This is a genomic window from Kamptonema formosum PCC 10802 (assembly GCF_000332335.1).
In the GTDB taxonomy this organism is placed as follows: Bacteria; Cyanobacteriota; Cyanobacteriia; order Cyanobacteriales; family Oscillatoriaceae; genus Oscillatoria.
The window spans coordinates 1259949-1277301 of record NZ_KB235948.1 but is presented as its reverse complement, the minus strand read 5'-3'; the positions used below and the strand labels follow the sequence as shown (position 1 = coordinate 1277301).

At 54.7% G+C, this 17353-nt stretch carries 6 protein-coding genes; all 6 read left to right on the top strand.

Going from position 1 to position 17353, the window contains the following annotated elements:
- Nucleotides 1–43: 43 nt before the first annotated feature.
- Nucleotides 44–2344 (top strand): glycosyltransferase family protein, encoded by a 2301-nt coding sequence (locus OSC10802_RS38820; protein WP_155967400.1) that lies wholly within the window; start codon nt 44–46, stop codon nt 2342–2344.
- 325 nt (nt 2345–2669) lie between these two features.
- A complete protein-coding gene (locus tag OSC10802_RS43985) occupies nt 2670–5324 on the top strand; it encodes a tetratricopeptide repeat protein (protein ID WP_017715763.1) in 2655 nt (884 codons plus the stop codon).
- Nucleotides 5325–6285: 961 nt separating this feature from the next.
- The gene (locus tag OSC10802_RS0105405; RefSeq protein WP_026098189.1) at nt 6286–8952 is read left to right on the top strand and encodes a DEAD/DEAH box helicase; all 2667 of its coding nucleotides are present in this window, start codon (nt 6286–6288) and stop codon (nt 8950–8952) included.
- Nucleotides 8953–9845: 893 nt separating this feature from the next.
- The gene (locus OSC10802_RS43980; RefSeq protein ID WP_017715758.1) at nt 9846–14960 is read left to right on the top strand and encodes a PAS domain S-box protein; all 5115 of its coding nucleotides are present in this window, start codon (nt 9846–9848) and stop codon (nt 14958–14960) included.
- A gap of 405 nt (nt 14961–15365) precedes the next feature.
- Nucleotides 15366–15944: a zinc ribbon domain-containing protein gene (locus tag OSC10802_RS0105375; protein WP_017715756.1), complete on the top strand. Its 579-nt coding sequence runs from the start codon at nt 15366–15368 to the stop codon at nt 15942–15944.
- 275 nt (nt 15945–16219) lie between these two features.
- Entirely contained in the window at nt 16220–17089 is an 870-nt protein-coding gene (locus OSC10802_RS0105370) for a transglutaminase family protein (RefSeq protein WP_017715755.1), read from the top strand.
- Nucleotides 17090–17353: the final 264 nt, after the last annotated feature.

Below are 17353 nucleotides of genomic sequence, written 5' to 3'. Positions count from 1 at the left end.
AGGTGATGTCTAGTTCTGCCCCAGTCAATAAGGAGTTGTGACTTTGAACGCGATAGCTGACCTATTAAAAAATCTGTGGGAGCTGGGTCTATTCCTGATTCTTTTAGGAGGGCCACTTCCCTTGTGCCTGTCCATTGTCCTGAAAAATGCCCGCCAAGTCAGCGGATATTCCTGCGCTCACAGCTGGCTTTTGATAGGAACAGCCTGGAGCATTATACAGGTGATGGCCGGACTTTTTTTAGGGAGTGTTAGACAGTTTCATCTCGCCCCATTAATCCTATCAGAAATCATTCTTTTTGCCGCCGGCACCGTCAGCTTGCTGCGAATGAGCCGGCGGGCACCCCTGTCTTGGCGAAACCTGATGCCCGCCAGCAGGCGGTTAAATAAACAAGAGCTACTTGCCGTCGCTTCCCTTTCCTTTGTCGGTTTAATGCTTCTGGGGAAACTGGCGACAGTGCCGGTGACATATTACGACTCTTTGTGGTTCCACCTCCCTCCTATGGCCCGGTGGTATCAAACCCATTACTTTACCCTGTTAGACCCTGCTGGAGAGTGGCTTTTCGCTCATTGGGATGCCAAAGTATATCCTTATGATTGGGAAGTGCTGTGCGCCCTATTTTTAATGCCTTTCGGAGAGGACTTCCTGGTCTGTTTGCCGGCGTTAATCGCTTGGCTGCTTCTGGGGCTTTCCGTTTACCTGCTGAGCCGTCAATTTGGGGCGACAAGATTTCACAGTATGGCGGCGTCCTCTCTTGTTTTAACGGTGCCTTATATCATCGATCAGGTCAACACCATCCATATAGATTTGCCCTTAGCTTCGTTTTATATGGCGTGCCTGTATTTGGCACTGTCCTATCACAGAAGCCGGTCGGTGACCGAACTCGCACTCTTACTAGCATCGCTGGGAATGCTGATTGGCCTCAAAACAATAGGATTTATTTATGCAGCTTTTATCGCCGGCCTGTTCGCTATCCTTGAAATTTCAAGGAGCTGGCGCAACACCCAGCGGAGCGCTACTCCTAACTGGAGTTCCTGGAGACAAGTGTTAAATCCAGCCGTCGCTACAGGTGTAATTTGCTTATTAGTGTTAGGAGGCTTTTGGTACTTGAGGAACTTTCTGGAGATAAAATCTTATACAGCCGGCGAGAGCGCTGTAAAAGTGGCCAGCACAGCTCTCTCCGCCGTACCTGTCCCCGCCAGAATCAATCTTTATAAACTCCAGCAAAGTACCCTAACAAATCAGTTTAATCCAGCCAACATCGACCACTGGAAAACGTTCGGCATGCTAGCAATTTCTAGATTGCAGATCCCCTTTGTGGCGATGGTCATGCAGGTGCTTGTTTTGCCGGTGGCTTTCCTCGGTCAAAGGAGAGTACCCCATCCAAACACTGCCGGTTTATTTGCCCTGTTAATAGCTACAGGATTTCTCTACTGGAACACCCCTTACAGTTCTGGCACAAGTGGGGATGTGGCGGGACAGCTTAGCGTTTTGCTCGGTTACAACTTGAGATATGGCTTTCCCGTTTTGGGGGTACTAGGAGTCGCAGCAGCAGCTAGCGCCACCTTGATGCGAACTCCAGACAAATTTATCGCCGCCTTAGTTTGTCTTAGCACTGTTACTGGCACAGTTAGCAGCAGTCTCTTTGACCTGGTGAGACATGAATTCTTTGTGGGGAACAGTGAAGTTAGGCCGACTAAAATTTTGGAGAGCTTTAAAGAGTCTCCGGACCAAGCTGTTGCTTTTATTTCCCACCACCTTACCGCTGAGATGTCCAGTTTAGCCGCCGGCATATTGATATATATCATACTTCTGTTCTTGCTTCTAGGGAGAGGAGACAGAAATCCTGAAGCCAATACAGCTATTGCAAAGTTTTCCAGATTTTTCAAACGGTCGCGCAGCCCCTTAGCCTTTTTTATAGCAATCGCCTTAACCGCCAGCACTACCTTGATGGCCAGAGAAAAACGCGATCTAGCCCGCACAGAAATTTATGGAGGAATCTATGAATACATAGACAGCCATATAAAAACAACCGAAAACATTGGATATTTGTTAAGCTCGCGCAACTACATTTTCTATGGCAAAAGCCTGAAGCAGCAAGTTTTACATGTCCCCTTTGAGTCAGATAATATTGTGGACTGGCTTAAGGAACTCAGGCAAAAAAATGTCAGTTATATCGCCCTTGGCCCCCTGGATGTAGATGCGCAAAAATCCGCAAAAATTCAGCGGTTAAAAATAGATTTATTGCGCCTAGAAAATAGCGGTGTATTTACTCGCGTTTCCGGTAAAAATATGAGCAAAGAGCCACTCCTCTATCGCTTTAATCGCCAGAGCGTGAAAAATTAAAGTGATATTGCTCACCCTGAGAGGGAGCGTGCCGGTAAAGTCAATATACCCAATGGCAGAAAGTCCAGATGCGGTTTTTTCTCTCCCCATGTCCCCCCCCGATCGGAAGAGTGGTGCAAAAGTGGGTCATGCGGGTGCGCCGCCTCCGCCTGAGGGCACAGCAGGGGCGGGTTCATCAGGCAGAGATATCGGTAAACCGGCCCCTGACAGGGCCTGGAACGATGCCCTATCAACCCTGTTACAGAACTGCCAATCCCCCTTAAGGAACATAAATCAGAAAAGGTACTGTATTTTACCGTCTAAAGACTGCGCCAGAGGAAGGATAGTGTCAGGAGAAAAAGCGGCACTGCGGGCTTTCCGCCCAACCGGCAGCCAACTGTCCATAAAACTGGACGCTTGCATCCTGAAGCCCGGAAGCATCCGCCGTAAAGCTAGAGGCAGCAAACAAGAGTTCCTTCAAAACAAAGGCACTCTAGCAGCGCAACCAGCCGACCGACATTACCAGCACAGTATGAGTGTCACCTCGATTGCCGTCCCAACAGTAACGCCCCCAAAAGTAACAGACTCGAACCGGCAAATCTATGAGCGCCTTAAACTGGCGCTGAGCTTAAATTTGCGCCGGCAAATTTTTGTGGCAGTCTGCGATGACATGCCCTTGCGCAACCGCCTAGCTGCCGATTTAGAGGCAGAGTTGGGCTGTGCGCCACCGGCACCCTCCGCCCCAAGAGCCAGTTTCCCGCTATTAGTCACCCTGCAGCTGAACTTCCGCCATCCCAATCCGATCGCTCAAATTGCCGAGTGGCTGGCTGAGCGATCCAAACCGAGAAACGGCGATCGCCCGCCCACCGGATTTCAGATTTTGGGCGTGGAACACCTGACGCGGCAGCGATCGGCCCTGCAGTGGTCTTTCCTCAGCTACCTGCGCGATATCGATCGCAGCCTGTCGGCGCTGGAGTCCAACCTGTTGCTCTGGGTGCCCCGACCTTGGCTGCAGACGATCCAGCAGTCTGCGGCTGAGTTTTGGAACCGGCGCACCGGCGTGTTTGAGTTTGAGGGAGAGCCAAAACCTGCTTCCTGCGCCCTAGCCGCACCGAGGGCTGCCGGCCACAATCGCCAAAACAGTGCCCAAGTTGGGGCCGGCGCTGCGCCCAATCCCGCACCGGCGAACGGCTGTTCGCCCTTGCACTCAGAAATCACCGCGCCTCAGGAGGTTGTCTGGGACATTTTAGCCCGCGATCGCACAGAGGCGGCTCGGGATTCCGCACAACTGGGCACCACCGGCAAACAAAAAGCGCTCCCCCCCGCACCTGTGCCGCAGAGTTCGGTTAGCCAGCTGGTGGCTGCGCCAGACCTGGTGGAGATAGCGGCAGGAATTGAGCACATCACCGATTTAACCCGCCGGGGGGCAGCAGTGCTGCGCTCCGCCGCTCGCGCCGTGGAAAATATTTCCACCCCCGATCGCAATTCAGAGAAACAAACGGGGCACAATGGGGACACAGCAGCGCACTCCCAGACACAAATTGTCTTCGAGCCAAACCTAAACGACAGTAACACATCCGGCCTCACATCCGCTCTATCCCCGACGGTGCGGGCTGTCCCTTCCCGGGGGGGAGCTCTTGGCGTCCCCAGAACACCCTTCCCACTGCTCAAACAGCAATCTGGCGCGGTGGCGGAACTGGTAGATCTGGTGATCGCCAGTGCTGGGCGAGAAGAGGGTTGGGGCGCGCAGCTGAACACTTCCCACTCCCTGCAAACCCTGGAAAATCTTGAGGAACTGTACCGGCAGCAGGCATTGCCGGGGTCGCTTGCCGGTGCCTACCTGACGCTGGCAGAACTCTACCGCTCTCGCATTGAGCTCGGAGATGCCTCCCCCGAAAACCTGACGATTGCCATCCGCGCCTACCAGCAGGTGCTGGAATTTGTGGGCGCGGCTTCTGTGAGGGTGCCGGATATTTTGAATGACTTGGGCAATCTCTACTGGATGCTGTCCCGCCGCCTCGCGGACCCGCAGCAGAAGCTGTTGCAGCTGGAGCTGGCAATTCACGCCTATCACGCGGCGCTGATGAATGTCAGCCCCCAAAGGCAGCCGCTGTCCTACGCGACCGTGCAGAATAATTTGGGAGCCGTCTGCGGCGAGTTGGCCCGCTACCGCCAGCCGGCTGAGAACTGGCAGCAATCGGTTTTAGCCTATCAGGAAGCGCTGCGGTACAGCGGAGCGGACCTGGAAAACTCCCACGCAGAGCCGGTGCGCTATGCCGCCACTCTCAATAACTTGGGCACCGCCTGCTGGAACTTGGCGCAGCACTGCCAGCCGGTCCCCCACCTGCGGCAGGCGATCTCCGCTTATAATGAGGCAATCCGCTACTGCAACTGCAGTCCCGCTCTCGACTGTGGCATGCTGCACAATAATTTGGGCACCGCCTGCTGGAACCTGGCCCAGTACGAGCAGCCTCAGGAGAACCTGCTCCAGGCGATCAGCGCCTATGAGATTGCCCTGACTTACCGCAAAAAAGCAGCGCTTCCCGCCGCTTGTGCCGCGACTCAGAACAATTTGGGCACCGCCTACTGGCATTTGGCCGCCCAGTGCAAGGCCAAACCTGAGCAGCGCTTGCAGTTGTTGCAGCAGTGCGTTAAAGCTTACGAAGCGGCTCTCCTGAAAGACAGTCCCTCTCGCAAACCTCTGAGCTTTGATATATTTGCCACCCACAATAATTTAGGGCTGGCTCACTATCACCTGGCCACAGAAGCCCTGCTGCCGCTGGAGAAAGCCTGCCGGTTCACTCATTTAGAAACTGCCCTGCACCACCAACTGCTCGCCTGCAACGGCTGGCAGCAGCACCCCGATTCCTATCAAAATGCTCTCAATTGTGTGGCGCAAACGATCCGGGCTTTTTACACTCACTTCAACCTTGAGGGTCAAAATTCGGCACTCTCTAAGGTTCCCGGAAATTTATTGGCTGACATTTTGCGCCTGATTTAATTTTAAGAGTTGCAATTTATAGGGCTGAAGACATGGGGCTCGCTGCGGTGTGCCAGCCCGGGATGAACATCTCTCCCCCCTGCTGCGATCGCGCTTCCCAGGGGGGCGCAAGGCTATTCTCTGATTCAATGATTTGTGCTGGAAGCCCCTTCCGACAGGTTGTATATATATGCTTTTTTCCGGATTGATGGCATAGGCGGTGGCGGGGCCTATGCCGGTGCCGGGCCGGCGGTGATGCGGATTTAGAAAAGAGAATGGATATCTCAATGAACAGGAACCAGGTTTCTTGAAGAAACCTGGTTTCTTATTTGCGCTTTTATAAATCTGGTTTTGATCGCAAGTTTTGATTGTTTGTGCGGCGAAAATAGGGATTAAAAAGGGCGCTATTAAAGCATTTTAATTGACAAAATTTTCTCTAAATTTAGATGGCTGTCAGCGAGAGATAGATAGATAGATAGATAAGCTGTTAGGGTAATAAGGCAGCTTCTTGAACCAATGCAGAGCCTCCCGAACGAGGGGAAGTTGAGATAGACAGTATTTTTTTGCCCGACGAAACCCTCTTGATGTCTGGATTTTAAATCCAAAATCCAAAATCCAAAATCTAAAATTGACATAAATTCCCCCGTGGGTGCCTGATGTTAAACCGGCAGCCGATTGGGCGGCGGACTTGACAGGTTTCGGGAGAGTGCGGTATAATGCGCGAGCGTGTGGGGGGGAGAGGGTCGGGCAGCAGAGGGCGGCGCAGCAGCTCCCGCCAGAAAGAAAATCCGCTCTAGCCGTCTAGGGTGGCTTCGGTGAGGGGAATGTGAGGGGGAGCGCCCGAGGCGCGCCAAGACTCACAGATAAACTGCGCCCTGGCAACAGGGGATTGTTGCCTAAGGTTTACAATCAGAAATAGATTTAAGTGTCTGTTGCAGCAAGAGTTCAGCGAAGCCTTGCCAGCAACGCCATCATCCATTGTGTGCCAGCCGTGCCCCAGAACCTCCAAGAGCAAGAGCTAAACCTGAAGACACTGTTTCCATTTGAGCTGGATAAGTTCCAGCTCGATGCGCTCGCCGCCCTGAATGCCGGTCGCTCGGTGGTCGTCTGCGCCCCCACCGGCTCCGGGAAAACCTTAATCGGGGAGTACGCCATTCACCGCGCTTTGGCTAGGAAACGGCGCGTGTTCTACACCACGCCCCTGAAAGCGCTTTCCAACCAAAAATTGCGCGACTTCCGCGAACAGTTTGGGGCGGACCAAGTGGGGCTGGTGACCGGCGACGTGTCAGTGAATCGGGACGCCCCCATCCTGGTGATGACGACGGAAATCTTCCGCAACATGCTCTACGGCACCCGCATCGGAGAGGTGGGCACCTCTCTCGCCGGTGTGGAAGCGGTGGTGCTCGACGAGTGCCACTACATGAACGACCGGCAGCGGGGTACGGTTTGGGAGGAGTCGATCATCTACTGCCCGCCAGACATCCAGCTGGTGGCCCTCTCGGCGACAGTGGCCAACAGCGCCCAGCTGACGGACTGGATCTCTCAGGTGCACGGCCCTACGGATCTAATTTACTCCGACTTCCGCCCGGTGCCCCTGGACTTTCACTTCTGCAGCCCCAAGGGGCTGTTCCCCCTGCTCGACAGCAGCGGCAAAAAAATTAACGCCCTGCTCAAACCCAAGGGGGGGAAACCAAAAGGCGGGCGTCCGGAAGCCCCGAGCATGTCCTATGTGCTCTCCCAGCTGTGGCAGCGGGACATGCTGCCGGCCATCTATTTTATCTTCAGCCGCCGGGGCTGCGATCGAGCCGTGGCGGATTGCGAAAATCTCACCCTGGTCAGCGAGCGAGAAGCGCGAGAGCTGAAGGTGCGGATTGAGGAGTTTTTGGATCGCAACCCAGAAGCCGGTCGCGCCGGCCAGGTGGAGCCGCTCTACCGGGGAATTGCCGCTCACCACGCCGGCATTTTACCCGCTTGGAAGGGACTGGTGGAAGAGCTGTTTCAACAAGGGCTAATTAAAGTGGTGTTCGCCACGGAAACCCTGGCGGCGGGGATTAACATGCCCGCCCGCACCACGGTGATTTCCAGCCTGTCCAAGCGCACGGATGACGGGCACCGGCTCCTGAAAGCGTCCGAGTTCCTGCAAATGGCCGGGCGAGCGGGCCGGCGGGGCATGGACGAACTCGGCCATGTGGTGACGGTGCAGACTCCCTTTGAAGGCGCGAAGGAGGCGGCGTATCTGGCGACTGCCGGTGCTGACCCACTGGTGAGCCAGTTCGCGCCCAGCTACGGCATGGTGCTGAATTTGCTGCAAAAACACACGGTCGAGGAAGCCAAGAATCTGGTGGAGCGCAGCTTTGGCCAGTATCTGGCGTCCCTGTCCCTGCGCCCGCAGCAGGAGAAGATCGCGGCGCTGAAGCTGGATCTGGCGCAAGTGCGAGAGCAGCTGGCGGTCTGCGACGAGAATCTGCTCGTCCGCTATGAGAAATTGCACGAACGCCTGAAAACCGAAAGGCAGCTGCTGAAAACGTTGCAGGAGCAAGCGACGCTGGTGTCGGCGAGCGAGATATCGGTGGCCTTGCCGTACACGATGCCGGGGACGGTTCTCCGGCTCAAGGGCAAGCACATCCGCTACAGCGAGCCGCTGACAGCGGTGCTGGTGACTCGGGTGCCGGGACCGGGCCAGTCGCCGCATTTGGTCTGCCTGGGACAGGATAACCGCTGGTACGTGTGCACCGGCATTGATGTGGTGGGCCTGCATCCGGAGCTGCCCCGCGTCCAAGGAGTGCAGAGACTGCAGGAACTGCCGGCGGACATGCCCCTGAAGCCAGGAGCCAGCCGCCAGGGAACAGACGCGACGGCGGGGATAGCCTGCCTGATTCCCACCCCGTCCACCCCGGACGAAGCTCCGGAAGTGATCGCCCAGATGCAGCGTACCGAAGCAGTGCGGCAGCAGGTGGAGTCTCACCCCCTGCACCAGCTGGGGGAACCGGCAGCCCTGCTCAAGCGGCACCGGCGGGCGGCGGCGCTCCAAGACGAAATCGAGAAGTGCGAAGCCCGGCTGCAGCAGCAGTCCCAGCGCCACTGGGAGGAATTTATCGACTTGATTAAGATTTTGCAGCATTTTGGCGGTTTGGAGGATTTGACGCCGACTCCGCTCGGGGAGGCAGCTGCAGCGATTCGCGGCGATAATGAACTGTGGCTGGGGCTGGCGCTGAGGTCTGGGGAATTTAACGAGCTTGACCCCCACCACCTAGCCGCTGCCTGCGCAGCTCTGGTGACAGAGGTGTCCCGACCGGACAGCTGGGCCGGATATGACCTCTCCCCAGAAGTGGAGGGGGCGCTGGAGAGTTTGCGGGGCGTGCGCCGAGCCCTGTTCCAGCTGCAGCGACGCCATCGCGTGGCGCTGCCGGTGTGGCTGGAGGTGGATTTAATTTCTCTGGTGGAGCAGTGGGCTCTGGGTGTGGAATGGGTGGATCTGTGCGAGAACACCAGTTTGGATGAAGGCGATGTCGTGCGCATCCTCCGCCGCACTCTGGATTTTCTCTCTCAGATCCCCCATGTGCCGAATATTTCGGAGTCGCTGAAGCGCAACGCCTATCGCGCCATGCAGCTGATTGACCGGTTCCCGGTTAATGAGGTGCTCGACTAGCCGCCGCCGCACACTTGCCTCCCGAACCGATGTTATGCTTTTAATTTGCTTTTTTGTGACAGGAGATATTGCCTGCAAACAGTTTTTAAAGCTTAACAATGGCAGATTTAAAATAAACAAAAATAAGCAAATTAAAAGCTTAATATCTTTATCTGGCAGGGGGCTGCCTGCGACTGCCCGGCGGTAAGGGGAATTGCGGGGGGGTGGGCCCTACCGGCTCTCCTGCCGGCATTTCCTGCCGGCACTCTCCGGAAAAGGCTCCTGCCGCAAAAACCTGGAACAATTGCTGGGCGGCCCTTCCCGAACGGCCCCTCTCTGCTGCAAGCGCTTCAAAACTGAAAAAGATTCTTCGCCCCAAAAAACGCCCTAAGCGGAAAGCCCGCTGGGGCTTTGTGTTGAGCGGAACGCCACAAGCGAAAATCTAAAAGCGAGGGATCGCCCTAAAACTAAGAAAAACTACTTAAGCTGTTAGGCTTTTAACCTGCTTTTCCGTTGAAAAGACACAGAGCCTCCAGATTGGCTTTCCAGGCTCTGCCTGGGAACGAGAGAAAAGAGATGGGTAGTGCAAATTTAATGCGCCATAGCTTTAACAGTCAGCTGGGGGCTGGACTGGCCTTTGAAAAATTAGTATACCTGACTGCTTTCGACAAGATCGCGATAACAAATACTAAAATAAATAAAATCGGCGCAAAGGTCGGGCAGCTGTAAGGGTTCCGCGCTATAGCAAAAAAGCGCTGGGGAATAGGGGGTGCGGAGTGAAAAAATGATAAAACTTTTTGCAGGCATCCGAGGCACACCCACCCCCAACCCGCTCCCCGAAGACAGGGCTGGAGCTGGGGAGAGGGCGGTAATGCGCAAGGCTGGATGAGAAAGCGGAAAAGGAGAGGCATGAGATGGTAGAATTTTGGCAAATCTTTTTTGGGTCAAGCCCGTTCATCCCGCACGGGCACTGTTACCTGTGGAAGCCAGACTTGGTTTTCCTGCATATCGCATCAGATTCTCTGATTGCCCTGGCATATTACTCGATTCCCATCGCCCTATTCTATTTCGCCCACAAGCGGCGGGACTTGCCGTACCCCTGGATATTCCTGTTATTTGGAGTCTTCATCGTTTCCTGCGGCACAACCCACCTGATGGAGATTTGGACGCTGTGGCACCCCCTGTACTGGATTGCCGGTTGGCTGAAAGCGTTTACTGCTTTTGTCTCGCTGCTGACAGCGGCGGTGCTGGTGCCGCTGATTCCCCGACTGCTAGCGCTGGCCAGTCCGGCACAGCTGGAGGAAAATCTGCGGAAATCGCAACAGATGCTGCAGCTGGTGATGGACAATATTCCCCAGTATATCTTTTGGAAGGACAGAGATTCTGTTTTCCTGGGCTGCAATGTCCGCTTCGCGCGAGTGGCGGGTTTGAAAAATCCAGAGGAGATTGCAGGCAAAACAGATTACGACTTGCCGTGGACGAAAGAGCAAACAGAATTCTTTCGCTCCTGCGATGTCAGAATAATGGGAACAGATAAACCAGAATATCATATCATTGAACAGGCACTTCTGGCGGATGGAAATCAGGCTTGGTTTGAAACGAACAAAATCCCGCTGCACGATTCAGAAGGAAACGTAGTGGGCGTACTCGGTACAATAGAAGACATGACCCACCGCCTGCGCTCTGAGGAGGATCTGCGCAAGAGCCAGGAGCGGTTCGAGCTGGCAGTGCGAGGCTCCAGAGACGGGTTGTGGGACTGGGATATTCAAACCAACGGCGTCTATTTTTCGCCGCGCTGGAAGAATATGCTCGGCTTTGAGGACTGGGAGCTGCAAAATACTTTTGACGAGTGGCAAAAACGGATACATCCCGATGACCGCCACTTAGTGCAAGCCACGATTGAGGCGTGTTTGAACAGTCAGAATCCCCATTACGAATTAGAGTACCGCTTGTCGCACAAGGATGGCTCCTACCGGTGGATTTTTTCGCGAGCGGCGGTGCTTTTTGATGGCACCGGCAAGCCTTACCGGATGGCTGGCTCGCACACAGATATAACCGAGCGGGTGCGTGCTGAGTCAGCGCTGAAAAAGACTTTGGAAGAGTTAGAAATTCGCGTGGGGGAGCGCACAGCCCAGTTGCGGCAAGCGAACGAGCAATTGCACGAGGAGATTGCTGAGCGCGTCTGTGTGGAAGAGGCGCTGCGAACTGCCAATCAAACTTTGCAAACCCTGATCCAAGCTTCGCCTCTGGCGATTGCGACTCTCAGTAACGATGGGGGGGTGACGCTGTGGAACCCTGCGGCTGAGCGGCTTTTTGGCTGGAGCGAAAAAGAGGTTTTGGGCAAGCCTCTTCCCATTATCCCTGCAGGCGCAGAGCCGCAGTTCCGCGCCATTCTTCAGGCTGAGATGCAGGGTAAGGAACTGATGGGCTTGGAATTGCGCCGGCAGCGGAAAGACGGCTCGCCGGTCGATGTCAGCCTCTGGACAGCCCCGCTGCTGGATGGCAGTGGCGCTGTCACCGGCACTATCAGCTTATTCGTTGACATCAGGGCCCGAGTGCGGGCTGAGGCGGCGCTGCGAGAGAGCCAGCAGCTGCTGGAAGCGATTCTGGATTTCTCGCCAACAGCTATCTATATTAAGGACAATTTTGGGCGATATATTTTGATGAACCGCAAGTACGCAAACCAGCTCGGGTTAAATCCAGAATTGGTCAAAGGGAAGACTGACGGCGAGCTTTTTTCTTGTGAGGCGGCGGAGACATTTCGGGCCAACGACCTCAAAGTGCGTCAAAGCGGACAGCCTTTGGAGATGGAAGAAGTTGTGCCGCACTATGACGGCGCGCACACCTATCTTGCGGTGAAGTTCCCTCTCTACGACTGTGCCGGTATTCCCTATGCGATCTGCAGCATCTCTACTGACATCACGGAACGCAAGGGGGCGGACGAAGAAAAGCAAAAGTTTGTCTCTCTGATTGCCAACAGTAACGATTTTATCGGGATGGCATCGGTGTCAGGGAAACCGATATTTATTAACGAAGCCGGACGCAAAGCGATCGGCTTAGGCAGTTCGGAAGAGATTTGGGCGAAGAACCTTACGGATCTTTTTCCAGAACGCTCTCGAAAATATTTGCAGCAAATCGCTCTGCCGGCGGTGATGAAGCAAGGATTTTGGGAAGGCGAAACCCAGTTGCTGAACTTCAAAACCGGCCTTCCCTTTGACGCGCACATGACTTTATTCACGGTGAAACACCCAGAAACTGGCTTGCCAATGTGTCTGGCAACGGTTTCGCGAGATATTACCGAACGCAAGCGGTTTGAGCGGGACATTAAGGAAAGCTATATCCTCTTGCGTTCCGTGATTGAAAGCACAGTCGATCCGGTATTTGTTAAGGATCTTCAGGGACGCTACGTGACGGTCAACGGCGCGTCCGCCAGGGTTTTTGGCAAGCCGGTAGAAGAAATTCTTGGCAAGGATGACACGGAGTTGCAGCCGGCAGAGATCGCGCGTCAGATCGGGGAAACAGACCGCCGCATCATGACGGTGGGCGCAACGGAGATTGTCGAAGAACTTGTCGCCGCACCGGAGATGACGCGAACGTATCTGTCAACGAAAAGCCCTTGGCGCGACAGTGAGGGAAACATTATTGGTTTGATTGGCATAGGGCGTGACATCACCGAGCGCAAGCAACAAGTAGAGGCGCTGCGGCGCAGTGAGGCGCGGTATCGCTCTCTGGTGGTTGCCACTTCCCAGATTGTCTGGCTCAACAATGCTGAGGGACTGGCTGTTGACATGCCGGAGTGGGGCGCTTATACGGGCCAGACTCAGGAAGAACTCTCAGGTTGGGGCTGGTTAAATGCGATTCACCCCGACGATCGCGAGCGCACGGCTAATGCTTGGTCAGAAGCAGTGGCAACGAAACGCCTGTATGAAATTGAGTTCCGCATTCGCTCGAAAGATGGCACCTATCGCTATTTCTATGTTCGCGGCGTTCCCGTGCTCGCAGAAGATGGCAGCATCCGCGAGTGGGTGGGCGTCTGCACGGACATTCACGACCGCAAGCTGGCCGAATCTGAACAGCAAAAGTTGATCGCTCTTGTGGAAAGCAGCTCCGACTTCATTGCTCTAGCTACACTGGAGGGTGAGGTTTTGTTTCTCAATGAAGCCGGTCAAAAGCTGGTAGGGCTGTCAGGGATGGAACAGGTCAAGCAAACGCCGATACTTGACTATTTTATGCCGGACGACTTGCCGGTTCTGCAAGAGCGCATTCTGCCGGCTCTTGCCGAAACAGGTCGCTGGGAGGGAGAGGTTCGCTTCCGGCACTTCAAGACGAATCTGCCGGTGCCGGTCTATTATAACGTCTTTACGGTTAAAGACTCGCAGACAGGTGAGCCGGTGGCTCTAGCCACTGTTACAAAAGATTTTACCGAGCGCAAGCGCGCGGAGGAGGAGCTGCGGTACAGTGAAGCGCGATTCCGAGATCTCGCCATTCGGGAGGCGCTGCTCAACCGGCTCGCCAGTCAGATTCGCGCGTCTCTCGACCTGGATACGATTCTGGAAACTGCAGTGCGGGAAATCTATCACTTGCTGCAGCTCGACCGCTGCAAGTTTATCTGGTATCTCACCGACACACAGCCGCCGGTTTGGAATGTGGTGCATGAAGCTAAGAAATCTGAGCTATTCTCACTTTTGGGCTCCTATCCACTCGCTCCGACCTCTTTTCTGGCCCAAAAGCTCTCCAGCTTGGAAACCTACCGATTTGACGATATTGAAAGTGTCTCTAACCTAGAAGAGCGGCAATTTTTTCAGGCTAAGGGATACAGGGCTCTCGTGGATTTGCCGATTCCAACGCGCCGGGGTGCGCTCGGTGTCATCGCCTGCATTCAATGCACTCACCCGCGCAAGTGGCGCGAGGATGAAGTGGAATTGCTGCAGGCGGTTTGCAATCAATTGGCTATCGCGATAGACCAGGCGCAACTCTACGAGCAAAGCCGCACTACAGCTGACATAGCCGAAACTAAAGCCCGCGAACTCGAACAAGCCCTGCGGGAGCTAAAACAGACTCAAGCCCAACTCGTTCAAAGTGAAAAGATGTCCAGCCTGGGGCAGCTGGTTGCTGGGGTGGCTCACGAAATTAACAATCCGGTGAATTTCATCTACGGCAATATTACCCCGGCCAAGGAATATGCCGAAGATTTGCTGAATCTGCTGCAACTCTATCAGGAATCCTATCCCCAGCCCGCACCGGCGATTCAAAAAGCTGTGGGGGAAATTGAACTCGATTTCATTAAGGAAGATTTGCGAAAAATTATGAATTCGATGAAGGTGGGAGCGGACCGCATCCGCCAGATTGTCCTTTCGCTGCGCACCTTCTCGCGCCTGGATGAAGCGGATATGAAGGCGGTTGACATTCACGACGGGATTGACAGCACCCTGCTGATCCTGCAAAATCGTCTGAAAGCTAAACCCAACGGGCCGGCTGTCCAGGTGTTGAAAGAATATGGCAACCTGCCGCTTGTGGAGTGCTATGCTGGCCAGCTCAATCAGGTGTTTATGAATATCCTGACGAATGCGATTGACGCGCTCGAAGAAGGGCGCAGGGCATTGGGCGCTGGCGCTGGGGGAGAGCGAGAATGCCTCACGCCCTATGCCCAGTGCCCAATCCCCACGATTCGGATTCGCACCGAGGTGGCGAATGGGGGATTGGGAATGGGGCATTGGGGAGAAGAAACATCACCCGCGCCCAATGCCCAATGCTTCATGCCAGGTGCCCAATTTGTTCGGATCGCGATTGCTGATAACGGTCCGGGCATGACGGAGGAGGTGCGCCGCCGGCTTTTCGATCCGTTCTTTACGACTAAACCTGTCGGTTCCGGTACAGGGCTGGGAATGTCGATTAGCTACCAGATTGTGGACAAGCATGGCGGTCAGCTGCAGTGCTTTTCCGCCCCCGGTGAGGGCACGGAGTTCTTGATTTGGATTCCAATTCAGCAGGCAAAAAGGACGCCCGCATCAATAACCCGGTTTCTTTAAGAAACTGGATTTCTGGGCCCCCCACCCCCAAACCCCTCTGGCGGGAGGGGGGACCGCAGGGTGCGATCCCTCAAGGAGGGCACTTTAGTTATAGGAAGTTCTAGAAAGGCATTTCTCGGAACGCACCCTACTTGTGCGCAAGGCGTAAGCGTTGCGGCTCCGCAGGCGCGTCGCCCTTGAAAATCTGACAGGTGTTTACAAAAATTTACCTGGGATTGATATCACGCGCTGATTGCTTGAGCTAAAATGAAGCAACGATTGAGTTAAGTGTCTGAAGGAAAAGTTTACGTCCGAGAAGCCGGTTGAAAGACTGCCGGAAACTTCTCAAAGAGGATATCTGGCGAAAAGGCCAGAGAATCCCACCCTTTCCTTCGGGTGGGAGTGTCAAATTGATTGGGCACCATCATGGCTTATATATTTAACGCGGGCGCGGGCCATCAGGTCATTGTGGAAAATCAGGGGCAGCAGACAGCGGTCGCTACGGTTAGCAGCAGTCCCGGACAGCAGCAAAGCCAGCGCACCAGCTTTAGCACCGGCACTTGGACGGCACCCCCCGCTGCGTTCCGCACGCCCGCCGGCATCCTGTTGCAAATTACTGCAGCACAAGGACAGTATTTTGTCAAGGTCACAGCCACCGGCACCAGCACGGTGAGCGAACCGCCCAACCTGGCTGTGGCGGAAGAGCTGCCGGCGCAGCAAGGGGCAATGCCGGCGCAGGGGGGAATGGAACCGATGAAACCGATGCAACCGATGCAACCGATGCAACCGATGCAACCGATGCAACCAATTTCGCCGGTGGGACCGATGAAGATGGGGGATATGGAAATGCGGATGAGCCCAATGGAGATGCGCATGGGCAATATGTCGATGAGCGTGGGGAATCCGCTTTCTGGCAGTGCCGGCAAAAATTTCTGTCCGCAGTGCGGCACTCCAGCCGAACCGAGCGCTCGCTTCTGCACTCACTGCGGGCACCGTTTAATTTAGATACCAATTTTTTACCCGTCCCCAGGATATGCCTGGCAATGGGTATCTGGAGGCTAGGTTACTGTTAGGTAAATAAGCAAATTAAAAGTATAACAGCTTATCTGTCTCAAGTTGGTAAGCTCTTAGGCTTTTAACCGGCTTTGCCGTTGAAAGGAGGCAGAGCCTCCAGATTGCGTTCCCAGCCTGAGGCTGGGAACGAGAGAAACCTGGTTTCACAGACGGTGGGATGAGATGATAAAAAGCGCTCTCTGCGCTGAGTGCAAAAAAACAGTTGTATGTCCGTCAAGGTTGCTCTAAATCACCAAACCGCTTACCGGTTCGACAGATTCGTTTATTTGGGGCCGCATATCGTGCGGCTGCGACCGGCACCCCACTGCCGCACGCCAATTCAACGCTATTCTTTCCAAGCGCACACCCCAGAACACACGCTCCACTGGCTGCAAGATCCCTACGCAAACTTCCTGGCGCGGCTGACATTTCCCAATCCAACCGCTGAGTTTAAACTGGAAGTTGACCTGATTGCCGAGCTTCACCCTGTCAACCCGTTTGATTTCTTCCTAGAACCCTACGCTGAAAAATACCCCTTCACTTATGAGGCCGATCTGGCCAAAGAGCTAATTCCGTTTCTGGAAATCACAGAAGGCGGCTCCCGGTTGCGGAAATGGCTGGCAACAGTAGACCGAAAAGAACAATTCATCACTGATTTTATTGTCGCGATCAATGCGCGGCTGCCAGAAGAAATCGCCTACGAGCAGCGCTTCGAGTCTGGCATCCAGTCCTGTGAGGAAACGCTGGCGAGAAAAATGGGCTCCTGTCGGGATAGCAGCTGGCTGCTGGTGCAGGTCCTGCGGCATTTTGGCCTTGCGGCGCGGTTTGTCTCGGGCTACCTCATCGATTTGGCGTCCGAGGAAAAACCGGAGGATAGCGCAGATTTGCACGCTTGGGCGGAGGTGTACTTGCCTGGTGCCGGTTGGGTGGGTTTAGATCCCACCTCAGGGTTGCTGGCAGCGGAGGGACATATCCCCCTCGCCTGTACCGGCAACCCGGAAAGGGCGGCTCCGATTGCCGGCTCGACAGAACCCTGTTCCTCAAAGCTAGATTTTTCTGTCACCGTCTCTCGTTTGCCGGAGTGGGGACTGTTATAGCAGCAGTCATATTGGTTAAGACATTCATGACATGGCTTATGGGGCTCATGCGCATCGGGCTCATGCGCATGGGGTAAGTAGGGGCGGGTTCACCCAAGATGTCTCTGGGTTTTACCAGATATTAGTAAACCCGCCCCTACCAGCTTTTGCGTGATGCGATGATGCGATGATGCGATGATGCCCATGTACTAACCTAAGTGCATACTGCTATAATATAGCGTTTCTCATAGGAGTGAGCTACTGAGAAACCCGGTTTCTTAAAGA